Here is a 22,230-nt window from a genome sequence, read left to right as displayed (position 1 = left end):
CCGATCCCTCCGGAGGGCGGCCCGCGACCGGCCCCCGCCCCGTTTTCGGACACCGCCTCCCCTCTGCACGGAGCGTCCCCCTCCAGTTGGCTGTATCCGCACCTGGGGGACGTGCTCTCCATCCGGCCGAGGGCCGGCGCGCGGCACCCCTGCGGAGCCGACGCGCCGGGACGGGATGGCGGTGCGCGAGCGTCCCCCGAGCGGCCGGTGCGATATTCGATGGGACGCGGTCACGCCGTCAGGCACAATGCCCGCGATGATCTCCACTGCCGACGAGCTGCTCGCCGTTCTCGATCCCCTGCCCCACGCCGCCCGACTGCGGTACACCGCCGTCACCGCACACCGGCTCGCCGCCCGAGGCGGACTACGGCCCCTCCTCACGGCCCTGGACGCGCGCGGCCCGTACGAACGACGCCTCGCCGCACTGGCGGCCCTGGCCGGCGGAGAGCCGGAGCACCTCGCGGCCCGGCTCGGCGACCCCGACCCGGTGGTGCGCCGCTACGCACTGCGCTGCGCCCGGCGATTCCCCGTCCCGGACGCCGCCATCGAGGCCGCGTACGACGACGCGCCCGCCGTCGTCCGCGCCGACCTCGCACGGCTGTTGCGCGACGGGCGGCGGTCCGCACTCGCCGAACGGCTGGTGCTCCGGGTGCGCGCGGAGTACGGCGACCGGGACGCGGCCCGTCTGCTGCCGGGCTGTTCCCCCGAGTTCACCGCGCGGCTGCTGCCCGAACTCGCCAGGGCGCCGGAGTACGAGGACTGGAGCACCCTGGCCGTCCGGCATCCCGGCGCCGTTCTCGATCACGCGGCACGCGAGCTCGGCGGCCTTCCCGAGCGCCTCCGCGACCGCTGGTGGAAGCAGCACGCCACCGGAATCGCCGCCGCCCTCCCTGCCGCGCCGGAACGCGTGCTGGACCTGCTGGAGCGTTGCGGCCCCGCCGAGTTGCCCGGTCCGGTGTGCGACCGGCTGGGCCGCCTCGTCGCGGTGGACGCCGAGCGCGTCGTGCGCTGGCTCGCCGACTCCGGCCGGACGGCCGCGCGGTGGGAACGGACTCCCGGCCGGGCGGTCATACGGCAGCTGGTGGCGGCGGATCCGCCATCCTTGCCGAGGCTCGGGGCCCGGTGGTTCCACCGGGGGGCCTTCGACACCATGCTGCGGTCGGTCCCCCCGGCGCGCCGCCCCGTCTTCGTGGACGCCGTCGCCGCCGCCGGTGATCCCCGCCGGCACGTCCGCGCGCACGCGCAGGTGCTCGCCCTCTTGCCGCCCACCGAGCGTCACACCCGGGCCCGCGCCGAGGCCGAGGCGTGTCGCGCCGGACGCGCCTCGTGCTGGGAACTCTGGGGCGCGCTCGCCCTGCTGCCGCCCGCCGAGGCCCGCCCCGAACTCCTGGCCGCTCTCGGTACGGGTGACCCCGAGGAACGCGGGGCGATCTGGGACGCGCTGACGGTCAACGCCGGCCACACCCGTGACCCGGAGCAGGTCGCGGAGGTCCTGGCACTGGCCGCCGGCCGGCTGACCAACGAGCGCGATCCGGTACGCGAGGATGCCCTGTCCGCCTTCGCCGCCCTGCCGGCACCGCTGATCACGGCAGCCCTCGAAGTCGGCGACGCCGCGTCGGGCCGCACCGGGGCCGACTCCCTGGAACGGTTGTGCCTGGACGCCCTGCGGGCCCGGGACTGCTCGTCCACGACCCGCGACACGATCCGAACCCTGGCGGTGACCCTGCTCTCCACCGCCGCGGAAGGGGCCGCGACCGGCCGCGGGGACACCACGGTCGCACCCGCCGGCGCACACCCGGCGGCCGACGGCGATGCCGCGGCCCTGCGGACCGCCGCCCTGCGGACCGCCGTCCGCATCGTGGAGGCGCTGACCGCGCACACCGGCACGGTGGATCTCGGCCCCCTCAAGGCCATGCCGGGCGGCGGCGGAGTGCGCGTCGTGCTCGACGCGCTCGGCCCGTGGCTGGACCGGGCCGCCGCCCGCGGGGACGTCACGCCCCTGCTCGCGCTGGTCGGATCCTGCGGACACCGGGCACACCGCGTCCCGGAACTCCAGGACCGTCTCGCCCAGGCCCTGCGCATCTGCCAGGACCGGGACTTCGGGGAGATCGCCAAGGCCTGGCTCGCTGACCCCGCGACCCGTGGCGACCGCGTGGCCGAGCTGCTGACGAGGGAGCCCTCAGCGGCCTTCGTGCCTCAGGTGCTCGCCGTACTCGCCGCGGAGCGCACCGACCTGCTGGACCGCGCGCTGCCCGAGCGCCCGCCCTCGCGCGGAAGGTTCCCGGCGGCCGGCACATCCCGGCCGCTGCCCCCCTTCCGCCACGCCGACCGGTGGCTGCCCCGGCAGCAGCGAGCCGCGGTCCGGCTGGCCGCCGCCGTCATCGCCGATCCCGGCAGAGGTCTCGACGAACGCGCCGCGCTGCTGCGTGCAGTGGCGCCGGTGCCGGAGCACGGGCGGGCGGTGCTCCGGCGGTACACCGCCTCGACCGGCCGGGCCGAGCCCGTACTGACGGCAGCGGCTCTGGACGCGGCCGCTCACACGGACGACCCGGCCTCGGCCCTCGGTGCCCTGCTCGACCACGCCGGCGACGACGGGGCCGTGGCGGCCTGGTCCGCGGCCGGCCGTGCCGCCGCCCATGCCCGGCCCACCCGGGTCGCGGCCCTCCTCCGAGACGTCCTGACCCGCGAGAGCGGGGTGAAGGTCACCGTCCGCAAGGCGGCCGCCCGACTCGCCGCCACTCATCTGCCACCGGGCGCCGCCACCGCGCTCCTGTCCACCGTGGGCCGCGCCCCGGGCATCCACCCCGACGTGCACACCACCCTCGTCGGCCTGGCCGTGACGCTTCTGCCGGCCGAGGAGATGTGGGCGTTGCTGGAGTCCGCGGCCGCCGACGGACCGGAGGCGGCCCGGCGGACGCTCCTGGACGTGAACCCGGCCGACCTCTCCCCGGACCACCGGTCGCGGTACGGCGGGATCATCGCCCGGCTGCCCTTCCTCGCCGAGGAACAGACGGCGCTCCAAGCCCTGTTCGACCTCCGGGACTGGGTGCGGTGCACGCCCGAGGCCGGCGCCGCCCTTGTCGACGTCTACACCGATCTCACCTCGCCGCTGGGCCCCCGGCGGGCGGGCTACGGGCTGGCGGAACTGGCCCAGTCGAAACTGCCCCATCCCCTCGGGGGCCTGAAGCCCGGCAGCCTTCTGCACGACGTCGTGGACCGGCTTCTGGCACTCATGGCGGCCGGCGAACCGGAGGGCGGCGGACGCGAGGGGGACCTGCCGGCCCGCCGTCGCCTGGAGGCCCTCCTCGGCACGTTGATCCATGACCGCCGCATGTGCGCGGAGCTGGCCCGACGGCTGGCGGCCGAACCGGCACTCACGGCCACCCGCACCAGCCTTCTCGTGCGGGCGATCGACCTGGAGGCGGCCGAGCCCGAACTGCTTTCCCTGCTGAGCGAGTTGATCGCCGCGATCGAGGGACGCCCCGTCCTCGCGGTCCGGGTGGCGGAAAACCTGGAGGAAGCGCACCGGTACGGCGCACCGCTCGCCGACCCCACCCCCGTCCTCGCCGCGATCCGCGCCCTGGGCGGCGACCACGGCCTTGTTGAGGGTCTCCTCGCCACCGGACTCGCCACGGCCCTCGGGTCCCGCCAGGGCTGGCCGGACCCCTGCCGCGCGGCCGTCGTCGAACTGCGCCGCCACCCCGAGCGGGAGGTCAGGGAGGCGGCGTACGCCACCGACCTGGGCGGAGCCTGAGCCCGGGGGCGATCGCGGCGAGCCCTCGGGCAATGGTGCGTGGACCGGTGGGCGGCCTGATCCGCCGGGCGTGCCGGCGGATACCGGCACGCCCGGGGCCGGAGGTCAGCGCCGAGCCAGCGCCAGCACGCTGAGGCCGAACATCAGGACGCCCAGCGGGAGATGGAGCGACGACATGTGGGCGATGCCGGTCACGACCTGGATCGAGGCGAGGACGAGGAAGCCGGTCGCGTGCAGGACGGGGCGGGGCGAGCCGCCGCCCGGCTTCCAGGCCAGCACCGCCGCGACCACGTAGAGCATCGAGGCCCCGTACATCACGCGGGCTCCGACGCTGTGCAGCGTCTCGCCGTACGACGAGGACAACAGCAGTCCAGCGGAGATCGCCTGGAGGAAGATGGTCAGGGTCTGCACGGCGATCGCGATGTGCAGAAACGAGAGTCGGTGCTGTGCCGTTGCCTGGGTCGCCATGTCACGGTCCCCTTGTCCGCCCGGGGGCAGTAGATCGATAAGGTCTCACCAGCCCGACGACGCGGGCCCGCGAAAGGTAAGGCGAGGAGGCGGTCGGGAGCATGGGAGGGACGGGGACGCGTATCGACGCGATAGCCGGTGAGCGGCGTCAGCTGGTCAATGTCGCCTACCGGTTGCTCGGTTCACTGGCCGAGGCCGAGGACGCCGTCCAGGAGGCCTACGCCCGCTGGTACGCGCTGCCACGAGGCCGACAGGACGAGATCGTGTCCCCCGGGGCCTGGCTGACCACGGTGACCGGCCGCGTCTGCCTGGACGTGCTCGGCTCGGCGCGGGCACGCCGTGAGCGCTATGTCGGCGCCTGGCTGCCCGATCCCCTGCCCGACCACGCCGAGTGGGGCCACGGCGCCGATCTCGCCGACCCCGCCGACCAGATGGTCCTGGACGAATCGGTGACCATGGCCTTCCTCGTGGTCCTGGACTCGATGACACCCGCCGAGCGGGTGGCGTTCGTCCTGCACGACGTCTTCCGCTACCCGTTCGCCGAGATCGCCGGCATCGTCGGCCGGACCCCCGCGGCGTGCAAGCAGCTCGCCGCGTCCGCGCGCCGGCGGGTGCGCCCGGAGCGGGCCCCGGCGTCGGCGGCCGGCCAGGCCGACACGGTGCGGCACGTCAAGGAAGCGTGGGAGTCCAGGAACATCGCGGCCCTCGTCGACCTTCTCGACCCGGCCGCCGTGATGACCGCCGACGGCGGGGGCATGGTCGGCACCGTCCTGCGCCCGATCGAAGGCGGTGCGCACATCGCCCGGTACATGGTCGCCATCGCCGACAAGGCTCCGGGGCTCGAACTCCTGGTGCGGTCGGTGAACGGTGTGCCGGGGCTGGTCGCCTGCCAGGGCGGTGTCGTCATGACCGTCGCCTCGCTCGACGTCGCCGACGGCCGGGTCACCCGGATCTGGGCGGTCCGCAACCCCGAGAAGCTCCGCCCGTGGGTGCGGGACCGCTGACACGAGGGTGAGGCCCTGGAGGGGATCCCCCCCAGGGCCTCATCGTTCAGGTGCCTTCGGTCAGCTCCGGACCGGCCTCGCGGTCAGCCGATCGCCCAGCCGAAGCCGCCTCCCGCGGCCGGAAGGCCGTTCTGGCCCGGCTGGTGCACGGTCGCCGTGCCGGCCGCGCCGGTGCGGCCGCCGGTGGCGTTGCCCCAGGGGAGGGCCTGGGCGGCGCCGTACGGCGCGGTGTTCGGAACCCCGACGTAGAGCCGCGAGGCGGTGGCGCCCAGGTGGTTGCCGATGGCGTGGCCGGCCGTCGGGGTGCCGACCAGGCCGGAGGCGTTGCCCGCCTCCAGCCAGAAGTCGGTGTCGCCCGGAGCACCGAACGGGTAGAAGGTCTGAACCGCACCCGCGTCCGCGGTGGTGCCGACGTCCTCGCCCGGGATGCCGACCACGAGGACGAGGGTGCCGGCGCTGCCGGGCTCGTGCGGGGTGAGGTTGGCGAGGGCCACGCTCTGGCCGAACGTGTCGCCGGCCTCGGCCGAGCCCTGCACGTTCTCGACCTCGGCGTTGAAGTTGGCGGCCTGGGTGACCGCGCCCGCCCCGGTGACGCGGAAGCTCTGGACCGCGCCCGCCTGGTTCACCGTGCTGGTGCCGACCGCCAGGGCCTCACCGGGGGAGCCCGCCGCGAAGACGGTGTCGGTCGCGGCGGAGGTGGCGGACGGGACGTACGCGACGGCCGCCAGCGAGGCGCCGAACTGGTCGCCCGCCTCGGACGAGCCGGACACGAAGTCGTCGTCCTGGCTGATGCCCTGGACCGGGGCAGGGATGCCGTCGGCGCTCAGGGTGTGCTTGAGGATCTGCACTCCGCCCGCGTTGGCCAGGGTGCCGACGGCCTCACCGGGGGAACCGATGACGAGGTGGTTCGCGGAGGCCGCGACGGAGGCGCCGAACTTGTCACCGGCCTCCGCCGTGCCGTCCACGCCCGGCTTGTCCTGGTGGACGGCGACGTTGACGCTGCCGCGCAGGTAGTGGGCGCTACCGGCGTCGGCGACGGCGCCCAGGTCCTCGCCGGGCACGCCGATCACCAGGTACGGCTCGCCGGCCGTGGTGTGACCGGCGGCCAGGGCGGCGCCGAAGCGGTCGCCGGCCTCGGGGGCCGAGGACAGGATCGAGCCGGCTCCCGTGCCCTGGACGAGGTTGAGGGGAGCCTTGGCGGTGGACAGGCCGCCCGCGGCGCCGTAGAACACCTGGGCGGAACCGGCGTCCGTGTTCGTGCCGACGTCCTCGGCCGGGACACCCGCCACGAGGTCGGTGTAGCCGTCCCTGTCGTGGTCGAAGGTGGCGAGGTTCTCCCCGAACAGGTCGCCCGGCTCGGCGCCTTCCGACACGGCGGCGAGGTCCTGGCTGATCTCCGCGGTGCCCTTGCCCCCGCCGTACACGACGCGTACGACACCGGCGTTGGCGTCGCCGCCCACGGCCGCCTTCGGGTCGCCGACGACCGTGTCCTCCACGCCGTCGCCGTTGAAGTCCGTGATCCGCGGCGCCAGGTCGAGCTGGATGCGCGGCGTGCCGGCGCCCGCGTAGGTGATGGTCTTCCCGCCGGTCTCCAGGACCGACTCCAGCTCCGAGACGCTCGCCCGCGGGTACGCCTGCCGGAGCACCGCGAAGGCCCCCGTCACGTGCGGGGCGGCCATGGAGGTGCCGTTGTAGGCGGCGTAGCCGTTGCCGGGGATCGAGGAGACGACGTTGCTGCCGGGGGCGAAGACGTCCAGCAGCGGCCCGCGGTTGGTGAAGGACGACAGCTGGTCGCCGTCGGTGGTGCTGCCCACCGTGATGGCCGAGGAGATGCAGCCGGGGGCGCCCACCGCGTCGGTGTACGCGTTGTTGCCGGCGGCGATCACCGTGGCGACGCCCGCGGCGCGCAGGTTGTCGATGGCCACCTTGCGGGAGTCCGTGTCGCAGGCCGTCGTGTACTGGCCGCCGCCCAGGCTCATGTTGGCCGCCACGACCGGCGTCCCTGACTGACGCAGCTGCAGGACCTTCTCCAGGCCCGCGAGCTGGTCGCTGGTGTAGGCCAGCACGCACGGCGCCTTCCCGACGCCGCAGGACGCCTCGGTGGCGAACCTGCTGAAGACCTGGATGGCGATGATCTTCGCACCGGGGGCGACGCCGGTGCGGGGAGCTCCCGTCACACCCTGCCCGTTGCCGGCGGCGATACCGGCGACGTGGGTTCCGTGGTCGCACAGGCCGGACGCGGCGCAAGGCCCGCTCTCCGCGTCGGCCGCCCCCGGGCCCTCCTGCTGCTCGGTGCCGTCGGGGCACAGGCTGGTGACCCCGGAGTCCGGGCTGTTGGTCGAGAAGCACGCCTCGGCGATCACCCGGTTGCCGAGGAAGGGGTGCTTGCGGGCGACGCCGGTGTCGAGGACGGCCACGACGTTGCCGGCGCCTGTCTGGCCCGCGGCGGCGGTCTTGTCCGCGCCGATGAGCGGAATGGTCGAATCCAAGGTGGGGGGCACGGCCACGTCCTCGGTGACGCTCACGACGCCGGCCTGGGCGGTCAGCTTCTCAAGGCCGGCCTCGTCGACGTTCAGCGTGGTCACCGGCAGGATCGAGAGGGTCTTGAGGGCCTTGCCCGTCCTGCCGGCCCGGGCGGCGGCGGGCAGGTCGGCCCGGCTCCTGGTGACGACGTTCACCCTCACCGTGCCGCCGTCGGCGACCTGTTCCCGGAGGGCCGGGTCGACGGGATCGGCGGTCGGGGACGTCGCCGTCGTGGCGCTCACCGGCGCGGCGTGAGCCGGGAGGGCGCCGAGCGTCACGGCCGTCACCGCCGTGACGACCGTGGACCATATAGGTCGTTTCATGTCGCTCCATCGTGAAGCGGGCAGTGGGGGATGCCCGCGTGATCATGAGTGGGAAGGCGACACGGTATCGAACAGCCTGGCGAAGGTGGGCGGTCCCCCCTCCGGCGGTCAGGGGCCCGTGCTCGCTCCGCCGATCGGCACGGACACCGCCGTGTCGGCGTCGGTGCACAGGGCGTGGTCCGCGTGCCGGATGTGCCGGGGAGGACGTGGGCCCGCCCATTGACTTCGCTTCGGAGCGCCCTCTAACGTACCGTCAACATGCCGAACATCATTCGATATTTCGAACAGATCGGGTCACGGTGATGGTCGTCGCACGACGGAGACTCCGGCGCGCCGCTCGTCTGCGTCACCCCGAAAGGGCTCTGCGCGCTCGCCCCGCCGCGGGTGACCGATGAGCGTCGCGCTCCTGGTGACCCGGCCAGGAGTACACCGGCTCGTATCGCGCAGCGTCGGGCCGCCCGGGCCGGGCGAAGCGCTGGTCCGTGTCCACAGCAACGGGATATGCCGGAGCGACATGGAGGTCCTGCGGGGTGACCGCCCCGCAGGACGGGTGCGGTATCCCCTCACGCCGGGCCACGAGTGGTCCGGCACCGTGGAGCGTGTCGGCGAGGGCGTGTCCGAGGGGCTGATCGCCAGGAAGGTCGTCGGCGAGAGCGTCCGAGGATGCCAGGTCTGCGCACGGTGCCGACAGGGCGAGAACACCCTGTGCGAGGCGGGGTACGAGGAGACGGGCTTCACCCAGCCCGGCGGTATGGCCGAGACCCTCGTGATCCCCGCGCGGCTCCTGCACGTCCTCCCGGACGACGCCGACCTCGCGGCCGCTGCCCTGCTCGAACCGGCCGCCTGCGCGGTGGCCGCCGTGCTCAAGGCGAACGTCCTCCCTCTGGAGAGCACGGTCGTGCTCGGCGACGGGGTGTTCGGCCTGCTGGTCGTCCAGTACCTCGTGGCGACCGGTGTGAAGCGGGTGACGGTGGTGGGATCCGGCGCGGGCCGTGCCGAGCCGGCCCTGGCTCTCGGTGCGACGGCCTACGTCGGGCCCGGCGAGCCCCTGCCCCAGGAGTGCGACGTCGCCATCCACACCTCCGACGCGTCCACCACGTCGCGGCAGGCGGTCGGAACCCTTCGCAGGGGAGGCCGCCTCATCGGTACGGGAGCCGGTCTGGGCCCGGGCCCGCTCGATCCCGTGGAGCTCACGACGCGGCGACTGCAGGTGCGGTGCGTCCTCGGAGCGACATCCGCGGCCTGGGTGCGTGCCGTCCAGGCCTTCAACCTCGGGCTGTTCTCCCCGCGCCCGCTGATCACCCACACGTTCGGCCTGGAGTCCTATCGGCGGGCCGTTCACCTCGCCGGGTCGGACGACCCGGCTGTCGGCAAGGTGCTGATCAGACCGGGGGCGTGAGCCCCTCCCGCACCGGAGGTCCAGCCCGGTACGGATAACGCCCCGTCGTCCGGGCAGACGAGAAGTCATGCACGGACAACACGCGCGTCCTATGAGCACTTGGTACCGTCCGGCCCTCACCGCCCCGCCCCGGCCTCCCGGCCACGCCAGGACCAGGCGCACACGGCGAGGATGGATCACCGGCCGCCTGCGCCGCCGCCTCCTCGCCTACCGGGCCGTCGAGTTCCTGACCACACACATCCCCGGCACTCGCGGCCCCGGTGAGGAGTGCCTGCTCCTCGTCCACGCACGACAGGTCGTCGGCCAGGTCCACTACCGCCTGTGCGCGGACTGCGCCCGAGGAGTCATCACCGGCGTGACCCTCGACGAACGCTTCCTCAGTACCGGTCTGGGCACCCGGGCGCTGTCGCACCTGCGGACCCGGCACCCGGGAGTCGCCTGGCAGAGCACGCTGCGCATGCGCACGACGCGCGACCTCCTGCGCCGGATGCAGATCCCCGCCACCTCCTCCGACACCCCCTGCCCCCACGCGGACCGGCCCTCGCCGCCGCACGCCGCCACCTGACGACGGCCCGCCCGGGGCCCGCTCGGTCCGCGGGCCGAGACCGGACGCCGTCGGCTGCCGCGGCTTCAGCCGGGCCGCTTGGCCATGACGACCACGCCCGGTCCGCTGTGCTCGTCCGCGGGCAGCCGGAGCTCGGCCACCGGGAGCAGTCCGGCCCGCTCGATCAGGTCCGTCAGCTGCTCCGGCCGCCACTGGTGCGTGGTCCAGCTGACGGGCACCCCTCCGTATGCCTCGGTCCGCACCACGTCCTCGTCCCCGACGTGCGTCCCGGTGATGAAGTGCCCCCCTGGCTTCAACGCCCGCGCGAACAGGGCGAGAACCTCGGGAAGGACGTCCCGGGGGAGGTTGAACAGCGACCACCATCCGAGCACTCCGCCGAGGGACGCTTCCGCGAGATCGAGGTCCGTGGCGGAGGCGACGGCGAAGCGGCAGTGCGGGTGGCGACGGCGCGCGTTCTCGATCATGCGAGGGGAGAGATCCACCCCGGAGACGTCGAGACCGCGTTCGGCGAGGTAGGCGGTCACCGTTCCGGGTCCGCAGCCGACGTCGAGGACAGGTCCGAGCCCGCTCACCGTGTCCGCGAAGGCGTCGATCGAGGCCTTGAGCCAGGGGTGGCGACGGATGTCGCCCATTCCCGTCGTGGTCACCAGATGGGCGTAGGTGTCGGCCACCCGGTCGTAGGACTCGCGGACCATGTCGAGGTCGGCCGGGCGGCCGATGGGATGAGTACGCATCGGCCAACGATAGGACGTGCCGACGAACTCCACTCCGCCTTCAGCTTCGACTTCCTCGGATGCGGCTGGGACGCCACCGCGCTGCGCGCCTGGATCGACCAGACGCTCGCCGCGCACGCCGGCGTCGGCGCGCCCAGCACCCGGGTGCTGTCCGACCACGACCTCACCCGGCACGTCACCCGCTACGGCCGGCCCGACACCAGCACAGCGGCCGGGATCCGCCAGTACAACCCGGTCGTCGACGAGGAGTTCGGCCGCCGGCGCGCCCGCGCGGCCGCCCTGCTGACCATGGCCCTGGCGGGCGCGGTCGACATCTACCAGGGAGAGGAACTCGGACTCCCCGAGGTCGAGGACATCCCCGCCGACCGCCGCGGCGACCCCAATTTCCACCGCACCGACGGGGCGGACCAGGGCCGGGACGGCTGCCGGGTCCCGCTGCCGTGAAACGACGAGACCGAATCGTACGGCTTCAGCCCCGCCGGCGCCGCGCGCCCCTGGCTCCCGCGGCCCGCCGCCTGGGCGCGGCTGAGCTCGGCCGTCCAGGACACGGACCCGACTCCATGCTCGACCTCTACCGCGAGGCGCCGGCCCTGCGCGCGGCCGAACCCGCGTTGGGGGACGGACCGATGCGGTGGCTCGACTTCCCGGAGAAGCGTCCTCGCCTTCGCCCGCGGTGACCGCTTCACCCGCGTCGCCAACCTCTCCGACGCCCCGGTCCCGCTTCGGCAGCACATCCGGGTCCTCGTCTCCTCCCGACCGCCTAGCGGAGGGCTGCTGCCGCCCGACAGCGGCGTCTGGCTCCGCACCGCCTGATCCCCGCACCGGCCGGCGGCACGCCCTTCGCGCACTCCGCCGGCCGGTGGTCTCGGGAACCGCAGCCGCCGGCCGGCGGGGACGGCCCTCGGGACCCCCTGCGTCAGAACCGTCCTCGGCGCAGCTCACCCCCGTTCCCGCTCGAACGTCCGGAGCAGGTCCGCCGCGATGCTCACCGCGATGGTGGCCGGCTCCTTGCCGCCGATCTCGGCGATCCCGACCGGGGTCTTGATCCGGTCGATCGTGGCGGGGTCGTGCCCTCCCTCCGTGGCGAGGCGCTGCCGGAACCGCGCCCACTTGGCGGCCGAGCCGATCAGGCCGATCGAGCCGAGCGTGGCGGTGCGCAGCGCGGTGTCGCACAGCGCGGCGTCCTCGGCGTGGTCATGGGTCATGATCAGGACGTGGGTGCCGGCCGGCAGCTCCGTGAGGACCTCCTCCGGCAGCAGCGGTGTGTGGTGCACGTGGACCTGCGCCACCGCGTCCGCGAGCACGCCGAGCCGTTCCTCGGTCAGTACGTCGGGGCGGGTGTCGATCAGGTGCAGATCGAGGTCGTGGCGCGCGAGAACGCGTGCCAGCTCCAGGCCGACGTGCCCGACCCCGAAGACCGCCACGGACTGGACCACCGGCAGCGGTTCGAGCAGCACGGTGACCACTCCGCCGCAGCACTGCACCCCGTGCCGGCTGGTGACCTTGTCGTTGAGGGCGAACTCCATCAGCTCCGGCTCGGGATCGGCCGTGACGCTCAGCTCGTGCGCCCTGTCGATGGCGACGGCCTCGATGTTCCCGCCGCCGATCGAGCCCCACGTCTCGCTGCGACCCACGACGAGCTTGGCACCGGCCCGGCGGGGCGCGTGGCCGCGCACGGTCGCGACGGTCACGAGCGTGCCGGGCTCCCGGCGGGCCCGCAACCGCGCGACCGCGGCCACCCAGGTCATGTCAGACATCGCTCACAGCGCTCGCGTCGGCCGGGATCCGGCTGCCCCCGTGAGCCCGACCGTCGCGCCGGACGGCCTGGCCGCGGGCCGCTTCGATCGCCCAGTACACCGCTTCCGGTGTCGCGGGGGAGGCGAGCTCGACGCTGACACCGGCGGGTCCGAACGCCGCGGCGGCCTGTCGCAGCGCCTCCCGCACCGAGAACGCCAGCATCAGCGGAGGTTCCCCCACCGCCTTGGAGCCGTAGACCGCGCCCTCCTCGGTGGCGTTCTCCATCAGCCTGACGTGGAACTCCTCGGGCATCTCCGAGAAGCTCGGCAGCTTGTACGTACTCGCGGCCTGGGTCAGCAGCCGGCCCCGGTCCGGCCCGTCACCGGTGTCCCAGCGCAGGTCCTCGAGCGTCAGCCAGCCGGCGCCCTGGACGAAGCCGCCCTCGACCTGACCGACGTCGATCATGGGGGAGAGGCTGTCGCCGACGTCGTGCACGATGTCCACCCGCCGGATCCGGTACGCGCCGGTGAAGCCGTCGACCTCCACCTCGGTGGCGGCGGCGCCGTAGGAGAAGTACTTGAACGGCGAGCCCCGGAAGCTCTTCGCATCCCAATGCAGGCCCTCGGTGCGGTAGAAGCCGGCCGCCGACAACTGAACCCGCTGGAAGTACGCGGTGCGCACCAGGTCGTCCCAGGCCAGCTCCCGGTCGCCGCCGACGACGCGGGCGACGCCCTCGACGATGCGTACGTCCGAGGCGTTCGCCCCCAGCTGGGTCCCGGCCACCTGCAGCAGCCGCTCGCGCAGCTGCTCGCAGGCGTTCTTCACCGCCGCGCCGTTCAGGTCCGCCCCGGAACTGGCCGCGGTGGCCGAGGTGTTGGGAACCTTGTCGGTACGCGTCGGGGCCAGCCGCACCTTGTGCAGCGGGATGCCCAGCGTCGTCGCGGCCACCTGCAGCATCTTGGTGTGGAGGCCCTGCCCCATCTCGGTGCCGCCGTGGTTGATCAGGACCGAACCGTCCTTGTAGATCAGCACCAGCGCGCCGGCCTGGTTGAAGGCGGTGAGGTTGAAGGAGATCCCGAACTTGATCCCGGTGATCGCGAGCGCCCGTTTGATGTGCGGATGCGCGGCGTTGAAGGCCGCGATCTCCCGCTGACGGTCGACGACGCCGGCATCCTCCTTGACCTGCCGCCAGACGGACGAGATCCGCTCGGGGTGGGAGACCGGCTGCCCGTACGGCGTCGACTGCCCCTGCCGGTAGAAGTTGCGCTCCCGCAGCTCCATGGGGTCAAGGCCGAGCAGGGGCGCGCACCGGCCCATGATGTCCTCGATGACCAGCATGCCCTGCGGGCCGCCGAAGCCGCGGAAGGCGGTGTTGGAGACCTTGTTGGTCTTGGCGATGCGACCGGCGATGCGTGCGTGGGGGATCCAGTAGGTGTTGTCGATGTGGCACAGGGCGCGGGCCACCACCGGCTCGGACAGGTCCAGACTCCAGCCGCCGTCCGCGGTCAAGGTGGCGTCCAGGGCGCGGATGCGGCCGTCGGCGTCGAACCCGATCCGCCACGAGGCGTGGAAGCCGTGCCGCTTGCCGGACATGGTCAGGTCCTGCGTCCGGTTGAGCCGGACCCGGACCGGCCGGCCGGTCAGCCTGGCGCCGAGTGCGGCGACGGCCGCGAAGCCGTGCGGCTGCATCTCCTTGCCGCCGAACCCGCCACCCATGCGCAGGCACTGCACGGTCACCTCGTGGCTGTGCAGACCGAGTACGTGCGCGACGATCTCCTGCGTCTCCGAGGGGTGCTGGGTGCTGCTCTGGACGAACATCTGCCCGTTCTCGTCGACGTGGGCCAGCGCCGCGTGCGTCTCGAGGTAGAAGTGCTCCTGATCGGAGAACTGGAACTCGCCGCTGAAGACATGCGCGGAGTCCTCGAAGCCCGCGTCGACGTCCCCGGTCAGCATCACGGGCCGCGCACCGTGGAAACTGCCGGCCGCGATCGCCTCCCGCAGTGTGATCAGTGAAGGTTGTTCGTCGAGCTCCACCTCGACGGCGGCGGCACCGAGCCTGGCCGCCTCCAGGGTCTCGGCGAGGACCCAGGCGACCGCGTGACCGTGGAACATGACCTCGTCGGGGAAGAGCGGTTCGTCGTGCTTCATGCCGGCGTCGTTGACGCCGGGCACGTCGGCGACGGTCAGCACCCGGACCACACCGGGCACGGCGAGCGCGGGCGCGGTGCGCAGCGCGGTGATCCTGCCGCGCGCCTTCATGACCTGGACCGGGTAGGCGTGCAGCACGTCCTTCGTACGTTGCACCAGGTCGTCGGTGTAGAGCGCGGCGCCGGTGACGTGCAGCGTGGCACTCTCGTGCGGCATCGAGACGCCGACGACGGGCTTTTCGGGGAGCTCGGACAGATGGCTCATGACGAGACCGCCTCGGTGGTGTGCGCGTACAGCTTGAGCAGGCTCTGGCCGAGCATCGCGGAGCGGTAGCCGGCGCTGGCCCGGTGGTCGTTCATCGGCGTGCCCTGGGCCCGCAGCACCTGCGCCGCGGCCTCGACGGTCTCCGTCGCCCACGGCTTGCCTTCCAGGGCCGCCTCGGTGGCGAGGGCGCGGATCGGGGTGGCGGCCACGCCGCCCAGGCCGATCCGCGCCGTGCGGACGATCCCGTCCTCGATGTCGAGGGCGAAGGCGACCGCCACGCTGGAGATGTCGTCGAAGCGCCGCTTGGCGATCTTGTGGAAGGCCGTGACCGGCGACAGCGGCAGCGGGACGCGCACCGCGCGGATCAACTCGCCGGGACGGCGCACGCTCTGCCGGTAGCCGGTGAAGTAGTCCGCCAGCGGGACCTCACGTTCACCGTCGGCGTCGGCGAGCACCACCGACGCCTCCAGCGCGAGCAGCACCGGCGGACTGTCGGCGATGGGGGAGCCGGTACCCAGATTGCCCCCGAGCGTCGCGCTGTTGCGGATGAGCCGGGAGGCGAACTGCGGGAACAGCTCCGCCAACAGGGGTACGTCGCCGTCGAGGCGGCGCTCGATCTCGGTGAGCGTCAGCGCCGCCCCGATCTCGATGTGGTCCGACGCGGTGCGCAGCTCCCGCAGTTCGGGCAGCCGGTCGACGGCCACCACGCACTCCGCGCGCCGCGCACGGATGTTCACCTCCACACCCCAGTCGGTGCTTCCGGCGACCACCACCGCGTCGGGCCGCTCTCGCAGCAGCCGCACCGCCCCGGCCAGGGTGCTCGGCCGAAGGAACGTGCTGCCGTCCTGGCCGTATGCGGTGGCGACCGGTTCGGGCGGAGCCTGCCGGCGACGCCGCGCCAGGGGGTCGTCGTCCGTGGGCGTGCCGACCGCGAACGCGGCGTCCCTGATCGGTCGGTAGCCGGTGCAACGACACAGGTTTCCGCTCAGCGCGTGCAGGTCGAAACCGTTCGGACCGTGCTCCGGGTCGGCGCCGCCGCCCGAATCCGGTTCCGAACCCGGCTCCGAGCACGCGTGCGCGGGGCGGTCGGGCCGGTAGTACTCGGCGGCCATGCTGCAGACGAACCCCGGTGTGCAGTAACCGCATTGGGAGCCGCCGCGTACCGCCACCTCCTGCTGCACGGGGTGCAGCGTGGGCGGCATGCCGGCCTCGCCGGCGGTGGCGAGACCTTCGGAGGTGACGACCTCCTGACCGTCGAGCGCGGCGACCGGAACCAGGCAGGCGTTCACCGCCACCCAGTCGGTGGGCGTACCGACCCCCGGACGGGCCACCAGGACCGAGCACGCGCCGCATTCACCCTCGGCACAACCCTCCTTGGTGCCGGTGAGCCCACGCTCGCGCAGGAAATCCAGCACGGTGGTGTGGGGTGCGGCGGGCGAGATGGGTACGTCTTCTCCGTTGACCGTGAGCCGCGCCGCTACCATGACACGTCCTCGTTTCGAGGCGCGGCCGATGTGACTTTCCTCGTCGCCATTTCAGAAGCTTTCTCTCTTCGGAGGCGCCGCTCGGGAACCCGGAGCGCACGCCACACTGCGGCACGCAGGAGGTGCCGAAGGCGGTGACAGTGATGGGGAAGGTGCCGGGGCCGCACGAGGGCACGCCGGAGGAGGGCTGGTCAGCAGCCGTGTGCTACGAGACCCGGAACCCAGGCGGTCTGGTGGGAGAGGCGGCAGGGTACGGAGAGCGTCGACATCCGAATCCGCCTCCTTCCAGCAGCTCGCGAATCGGTGCGCCCGAAGCTACGTCGCCGCGGGTTCGTCGGTCAAGCCTGTGTGGACGGATCCCGCGTCTTGACGTGCTCGACGCCGTACGGCCGTAGACGGGGGTGGTTCTGTCACCTGACCGGCCTACCGGGACCTATGGTGTGCGCGTGACGGAGTACAACGCAGAACTCATCGCGGGCCGGTACCGGCTGGTCGAACGTATCGGCCAGGGCGGTATGGGCCGGGTGTGGCGGGGCGTCGACCAGCAGCTCTTCGGACGCGAGGTCGCCATCAAGGAGATCGTCTTCCCCGTGGGGCTGGACGACGACAACCGCGCCACCCTGCTCCGCCGCTTCACCGGCGAGGCCCGTGCGGCGGTCACTCTCAGCCATCCGGGGATCATCACGATCCACGATGTCGTGGAGCACCAGGGCGCCCCCGTGATCGTCATGGAGTTGATCCGGGGGGAGTCCCTCGCCGCGGCCGTCCGCCGGCAGGGCCGGCTGCCCGCGCTGCGGGTCGCGGAGATCGGCTCCGCCATGCTCGACGCGCTCGCCGAGGCGCACGCCGCGCGGATCGTCCACCGCGACATCAAGCCGGACAACGTGCTCCTGACCAAGGACCGTGTCGTCCTCACCGACTTCGGCATCGCCCACCTCGCGGACGCCACGACCAAGCTCAGCCACAGCGGCATCGTCATCGGCACCCCGCAGTACATGCCGCCGGAGCAGTTGGAAGGCAAGCGACCGACCCCCGCCAACGACCTGTGGGCGCTCGGCGCCACCCTCTACCACGCCGTCGAGGGTCAGCCTCCCTTCGACGCCGAGGGGCTCCACGCCCTCGCGGTGGCCGTCTTCACCCGCCCACACCGTCCGCCGACCCACGCCGGCCCGTTGGCCGCGGTGCTCGACGCGCTCCTCACCAAGGACCCGGCGCACCGGCCCGGAGCGGACGAGGCCGCCGCGCTGCTGGCGTCGGCACTGCGCTCGCTGCGGTCCCGGGCGGAGGTGACGGGGGAGGCCGTGCCCGATCCGCGGCCCGGGGGCCTTCCCGATCCCGACGCCGAGCCCGTACGCGATTCCGCACTCGTACCCGATCCCGTACCGGCACCGCGGTCCGTACCGGCGTCATCCGTCCCGGACACCGCGACGGAGCACGCCCCCACTCCCGCGGAGCGGGAGGTGCCGCCACCAACCCCGCCGAGCCTGCCCACACCCACGGTTCGGGACTCGGCGAACGGCCCCGACGACGGGACCGGTGGGCCCGTACCGGACCGGCCGACCACGCCGCCCGTGCCACCGGCCGAGGCCACGGTGCGGCTCGGGGGAGGGGACCAGGACGGGCGGGCCGGGGAGAAGGCCGCCCGGCGACGGCTCCTCACGCGGCGCTCCGCCGTCCTCGGAGTGGCGGTGTCCACGCTCGCCGCCGCCTCCGTGCTGACCTGGACCCTCAACCACGACGAGCAGCCCGGCGACGGCGACAAGACCGGCGGCGGTTCGACCGCTGCCCCCGTCACCGTGGTGATCGGAGTGGACGCACCGCTGAGCGGCAGCCTGTCCCCCCTGGGCGTCGGCATCAAGAACTCGGCCGACCTGGCGGCCAAGACCGCCAACCGGACCCGGCACGTACCCGGCGTGAACTTCACGATCCAGGCACTGGACGACGAGGCCCTTCCCGCCAACGGTTCGCTGAATGCCACGAAGTTCGTGGCCGACAAGAAGGTGCTGGGCGTCGTCGGACCACTCAACTCCGCCGTCGCCCAGACCATGATGGAACCGCTCGCTCAGGCGAACCTGGTCACCGTGTCACCTGCCAACACCAACCCGGCGCTGACGCTGGGCCCCCGCTGGGCCGAGGGCGTCACGTCCCGGCCGCACAGGAACTACTTCCGTACCGTCGCGCCGGAGACCGACCAGGGCCCGTTCGCCGCCCGCCACCTCCACCGAGACGCCAAGAAGACGAAGCTCTACGTCATCGACGACGGCACCGCCTACGGCGCCAGCCTCACCTCCGGGTTCACCACCGAGTTCACCGAACTCGGCGGAACCGTCGTGGGCACGGACCGGGTCGAGTCCGGGGAGAGCGACTTCTCCACACTGGCCGGGAAGGTCAGGGCCTCCGGTGCGGAAGCCGTGTACTTCGGCGGCGACTACACCATCGGGGGACCGCTCTCCCGGCAGCTCAAGCAGGCGGGCGCGCGCATCCCCCTCATGGGCGCCGACGGCATCTTCGACCAGCAGTACCTCACGGACAACCCGGAGGGCGAGGGCGACCTCGCCACCAACGTCGGTGCGCCCGCCGAGAGCCTGGCGGGAGGAGAGGCGTTCCTCGCCCAGTACCGGGACGCGGGCTACCCCGACGAGGCCGGGCCGTACGGGCCCTACGCGTACGACGCGGCCTGGGCCGTCATCGAGGCGGTGAAGACCGTCGTGAGGGCCAACGGAGGCACGCTTCCCCAGGACGCCCGGGCGAAGCTGCCGCAGGCGGTGGCCGGCCTGCAGTTCGACGGCGTCACGGGCCGCGTGGCCTTCGACGACCACGGCGACGCGGTCCACCGCCGACTGACGGTCTACGCGGTACGGGACGGCAACTGGTCCACCGTCACGAGCGGCCCCAGCGTGTCCTGACGTGCCCCGACGGAGGAGCGCTCGCGCTAGGGGACACGCGCGGACACAGCCGCTTCTGCGGGCCGTCCCCTACCCGGGCGTGCGATCGGCGTCGAACCCGCTCCCACGCGGCAGCCTGCGTCCGACGCATCTGCAGGCGGGGCGGGAGGCCGCTGTCGCCTCCCGCCCCGCTCCGGCCCGCGGACACACCCTCGGCTCGCCCGTCGCTGCCAGGACAGGACTCGTCATGCGGGCCGGCCGGCTGCCTTCCGCTCCCGCATATCAGCGGAGGCAGCCGATGTCCTTCACCTTCAACGGTTCACGCAGACGTTGCCGAACGCGGGGTTCAGCAGTCCGATGACCGACACCGTGTTGCCACAGGCGTTGACCGGAACGTGCACGGGAACCTGAATCACATTCCCCGAGCCCAGTCCCGGGGAGTAGGCCGCCGCGCCCTCGGACCAGCTGTCCGCCGAGGCGGCCGATGCTCCACCCACCACCGCCGCTCCCGCCGCCACGGCCAGACCGGCGCTCATCCACACACGAGACATCACTGACTGCTCCTCGTTCACTTGGTCACCGGCGCATTGAACGCCGACACCGGCCTCGTCGAGGCCTGCGCACGTGATTCGGCGGTATCGGTGGCGCGGCTTGGAGGAGGGGCCCCGTTCACTCGAAGGAGCGATCCCCGGCGGACCCTGCAGCGTGGCCATATGCCCTCACCGCAGTCAGACGACCGAGACCCTTGAGTCATCGCCGTACCCGGCCGAGAGCATCCAGGTGGTGAGTGCCACCGCGGCGAAGGCGACACCCTCCGGGCTGCCGGATGCTCCACACGAAGGGCGACCAGCGCCTCTGGCCGCCTCTATCGGGCTGAGGGCAGCCACTGCCCGAGCACGCCCTTCATCGCATCGGCCATTGCGAGTTGCAGCAGCGGGCCGTAGGTGACCCGGCCGACGCCGAGGCGGCGGAAACGCTCGAGATCGTGTTTGACGGGATGGGCTGTGGTGTTCACGGGGATGGAGACGGCGCCGGTCACCGCCGTCAGCAGATGGTCGTCGTCCTGAATGCGCACCGGATAGACACTGTCCGCGCCGGCCTGCTCCATGGCCCGCAGTCGCTCGACGGCCTCGTCGAGGACGTCGGAGGGGTCCGCAGCGTGCAGGAAGAGGTCGGTGCGCCCATTGACCCAGACCGGGATCCCCGCGTCGTCAGCCGCCGCGCGCAGGCCGGCGATGTATCCCGCATGCTCCTGCGTACCGCGCACGCGTCCGCCGTCCGAGTGGACGGTGTCCTCGATGTTGAGTCCGACGCCGCCGACCTCGGTGAGTCCGGCCACGAGATCCGCGGGCTCCTGACCGTACCCGGCCTCCAGGTCCACGGACACGGGGACGTCGACCGCCGCGATGATCGGCCTGACGGCGGCGAGTACCTCCTCGAAGGTCTGCCCCTCTTGGTCGGCTGCCCCACGCGAGCCGGCAAGCGGATGACTGCCGACCGTCAGCGCGGGGAATCCGGCGTCGGCGGCCGTCCGCGCGGACCAGACGTCCCACACGGTCGGCAGTACGAGCGGCTTGTACTCGGTGTGCAACTGCTTGAGGCGTTGAGCGCGCTCAACGGTGGTGCGAAAGTCCATGGCGAGGACGTTACCCCCGGATCGCCACAGACCCAACGGGCCGGCGGGGCGCCGCCTGTTGAAGGGAAGTTGTGCGCGGCTGCGCGAGCCGCTCCCCGCTCCGCCGCGACGGGGCCGCGGCCGACGGCGCCGTCTTCAAGACACCGTGGCCACGGGTGGGAACGTACCCATAGAGTGCGACCGAGACCTTCGTCGTGTCCCGAACAGGAGTTGTCATGAGCGAGCGGACCATCCGCTGGGGAATTCTGGCCACCGGCGGCATGGCGGCCGCCTTCACCGAGGACCTGCTGCGTGAGCCGGACGCCCACGTGGCCGCCGTCGGGTCGCGTTCGGAGGCAGGCGCGCAGCGGTTCGCGCAGCGGTTCGGCATACCTCGGGCGTACGGAAGTTGGCACGAGCTGGCGGCCGACCCCGAGGTCGACGTGGTCTACGTCGCCACGCCGCACGCACACCATGTGGCGGCCGCGACGGCCTGCCTGGAGGCGGGCAAGCCGGTGCTGTGCGAGAAGCCGTTCGCGCTGAGCGGCCACCAGGCCCGTCTCGTCACCGAACTCGCCGCCAAGCAGGAGCTGTTCCTGATGGAGGCGATGTGGACGTACGTGAACCCGCTGGTGCGCCGGGTCGCGGAACTGGCCTCCGACGGCGCCATCGGTGAGATCCGCGCGGTGCACGCCCACTTCGGGGCGCGGGTGTCGGCACCGCCGGAGCACCGGCTCTGGGACCCCGCCGCCGGTGGCGGCGCACTGCTGGATCTGGGCACCTATCCGGTGTCCTTCGCGCATCTGCTTCTGGGCGCCCCGGAGTCGGTCACGGCCCACGCGCGGCTGTCGCCGCAGGGCGTCGACGAGCAGACCGGCATCCTGCTCGGATACGCCGGCGGGGCCATGGCCGTGCTGTCGTGTTCCCTGCTCGCCGACGACGAGCGCAGGGCGGTGGTGTACGGCACGCGCGGACGTGTCGAGATTCCGGCCGACTTCTACAACCCGTCCGCCTTCGTGCTGCACCGTGACGGACACGAGCCGCAGACGTACGCCGCGACGCCGCAGCAGGGCAACGGTTACGGCCACCAGGCACGGGAGGTGATGCGGTGCCTGAGATCGGGACTGACCGAGTCGCCGCTGGTGCCGCAGGCCGGCACCCTCGCGGTCATGGGCACCCTGGACGCGGTGCGTGCTCGGATCGGCGTGCGCTACCCGGGGGAGTGAGCGGCGAAACAGGCGAGCCTGCCCCCGCGCCCCGGGTGAGGGGGCGGCGGGGGCAGGCTCGTGTGGCGCGGCACCGGCGCGGGGAGGTGCGCAGGCGCCCC

General features: G+C 73.0%; 15 protein-coding genes. 7 read left to right on the top strand and 8 right to left on the bottom strand.

Features of this window, described 5'->3' with window-relative positions; translation table 11 throughout:
- Nucleotides 1–256: 256 nt before the first annotated feature.
- A complete protein-coding gene (locus ACZ68P_RS28635) occupies nucleotides 257–3,754 on the top strand; it encodes a hypothetical protein (protein WP_471011212.1) in 3,498 nt (1,165 codons plus the stop codon).
- A 105-nt stretch (nucleotides 3,755–3,859) separates the two neighbouring features.
- On the opposite strand, the gene ACZ68P_RS28630 is transcribed toward ACZ68P_RS28635, so the two are convergent.
- The gene (locus tag ACZ68P_RS28630) at nucleotides 3,860–4,222 is read right to left on the bottom strand and encodes a hypothetical protein (protein ID WP_471011211.1); all 363 of its coding nucleotides are present in this window, start codon (nucleotides 4,220–4,222) and stop codon (nucleotides 3,860–3,862) included.
- A 101-nt stretch (nucleotides 4,223–4,323) separates the two neighbouring features.
- Here ACZ68P_RS28630 and sigJ point away from each other — a divergent pair, with 101 nt between their 5' ends.
- Complete coding sequence (gene sigJ, locus ACZ68P_RS28625; protein ID WP_471011209.1) at nucleotides 4,324–5,226, top strand: RNA polymerase sigma factor SigJ; 903 nt, start codon at nucleotides 4,324–4,326, stop codon at nucleotides 5,224–5,226.
- An 83-nt stretch (nucleotides 5,227–5,309) separates the two neighbouring features.
- Here sigJ and ACZ68P_RS28620 read toward each other — a convergent pair whose 3' ends face one another.
- Entirely contained in the window at nucleotides 5,310–8,072 is a 2,763-nt protein-coding gene (locus ACZ68P_RS28620; protein WP_471011207.1) for a S8 family serine peptidase, read from the bottom strand.
- A 391-nt stretch (nucleotides 8,073–8,463) separates the two neighbouring features.
- On the opposite strand from ACZ68P_RS28620, the gene ACZ68P_RS28615 reads away from it, so the two are divergent.
- Both ACZ68P_RS28615 and ACZ68P_RS28610 read left to right on the top strand, forming a co-directional pair.
- A complete protein-coding gene (locus tag ACZ68P_RS28615) occupies nucleotides 8,464–9,471 on the top strand; it encodes a zinc-dependent alcohol dehydrogenase (RefSeq protein ID WP_471011206.1) in 1,008 nt (335 codons plus the stop codon).
- Between the two features lie 91 nt (nucleotides 9,472–9,562).
- On the top strand, nucleotides 9,563–10,036 hold the full coding sequence (locus ACZ68P_RS28610) for a hypothetical protein (RefSeq protein WP_471011204.1): 474 nt from the start codon (nucleotides 9,563–9,565) through the stop codon (nucleotides 10,034–10,036).
- Between the two features lie 65 nt (nucleotides 10,037–10,101).
- Here the strand turns inward: ACZ68P_RS28610 and ACZ68P_RS28605 are convergent, their stop codons facing one another.
- Nucleotides 10,102–10,770: a class I SAM-dependent methyltransferase gene (locus ACZ68P_RS28605; RefSeq protein WP_471011201.1), complete on the bottom strand. Its 669-nt coding sequence runs from the start codon at nucleotides 10,768–10,770 to the stop codon at nucleotides 10,102–10,104.
- Between ACZ68P_RS28605 and ACZ68P_RS28600 the strand changes: the two genes are divergently transcribed.
- Nucleotides 10,759–11,214: a hypothetical protein gene (locus ACZ68P_RS28600; protein ID WP_471011199.1), complete on the top strand. Its 456-nt coding sequence runs from the start codon at nucleotides 10,759–10,761 to the stop codon at nucleotides 11,212–11,214. The genes ACZ68P_RS28605 and ACZ68P_RS28600 overlap by 12 nt on opposite strands.
- Before the next feature lie 494 nt (nucleotides 11,215–11,708).
- Here ACZ68P_RS28600 and xdhC read toward each other — a convergent pair whose 3' ends face one another.
- Genes xdhC through ACZ68P_RS28585 form a run of 3 tightly spaced genes read right to left on the bottom strand, consistent with a single transcriptional unit; the run spans nucleotide 11,709 to nucleotide 16,403 of the window.
- Complete coding sequence (gene xdhC / locus ACZ68P_RS28595) at nucleotides 11,709–12,518, bottom strand: xanthine dehydrogenase accessory protein XdhC (protein ID WP_471011381.1); 810 nt, start codon at nucleotides 12,516–12,518, stop codon at nucleotides 11,709–11,711.
- A 1-nt stretch (nucleotide 12,519) separates the two neighbouring features.
- Nucleotides 12,520–14,919, bottom strand: a complete 2,400-nt coding sequence (gene xdhB, locus ACZ68P_RS28590) for a xanthine dehydrogenase molybdopterin binding subunit (RefSeq protein WP_471011197.1) — start codon at nucleotides 14,917–14,919, stop codon at nucleotides 12,520–12,522.
- A complete protein-coding gene (locus ACZ68P_RS28585; protein WP_471011194.1) occupies nucleotides 14,916–16,403 on the bottom strand; it encodes a xanthine dehydrogenase small subunit in 1,488 nt (495 codons plus the stop codon). Before ACZ68P_RS28585 ends, xdhB begins: the two co-directional genes overlap by 4 nt.
- Before the next feature lie 446 nt (nucleotides 16,404–16,849).
- Here ACZ68P_RS28585 and ACZ68P_RS28580 point away from each other — a divergent pair, with 446 nt between their 5' ends.
- Entirely contained in the window at nucleotides 16,850–19,309 is a 2,460-nt protein-coding gene (locus ACZ68P_RS28580) for a bifunctional serine/threonine-protein kinase/ABC transporter substrate-binding protein (RefSeq protein WP_471011192.1), read from the top strand.
- A gap of 290 nt (nucleotides 19,310–19,599) precedes the next feature.
- On the opposite strand, the gene ACZ68P_RS28575 is transcribed toward ACZ68P_RS28580, so the two are convergent.
- Together ACZ68P_RS28575 and ACZ68P_RS28570 are read right to left on the bottom strand one after the other, a co-directional pair.
- Complete coding sequence (locus ACZ68P_RS28575; RefSeq protein ID WP_471011189.1) at nucleotides 19,600–19,839, bottom strand: chaplin; 240 nt, start codon at nucleotides 19,837–19,839, stop codon at nucleotides 19,600–19,602.
- A gap of 314 nt (nucleotides 19,840–20,153) precedes the next feature.
- Nucleotides 20,154–20,924 carry an isocitrate lyase/PEP mutase family protein gene (locus ACZ68P_RS28570; RefSeq protein ID WP_471011187.1) on the bottom strand — a complete coding sequence of 257 codons (771 nt, stop codon included), beginning with the start codon at nucleotides 20,922–20,924 and terminating at the stop codon, nucleotides 20,154–20,156.
- Nucleotides 20,925–21,139: 215 nt separating this feature from the next.
- Between ACZ68P_RS28570 and ACZ68P_RS28565 the strand changes: the two genes are divergently transcribed.
- Nucleotides 21,140–22,129 (top strand): Gfo/Idh/MocA family protein, encoded by a 990-nt coding sequence (locus tag ACZ68P_RS28565; protein ID WP_471011186.1) that lies wholly within the window; start codon nucleotides 21,140–21,142, stop codon nucleotides 22,127–22,129.
- Nucleotides 22,130–22,230: the final 101 nt, after the last annotated feature.

Source organism: Streptomyces sp. NPDC036822, from assembly GCF_055609145.1.
The sequence above is the reverse complement of the archived record's forward strand: the minus strand, read 5'-3'. Positions and strand labels throughout refer to the sequence as shown.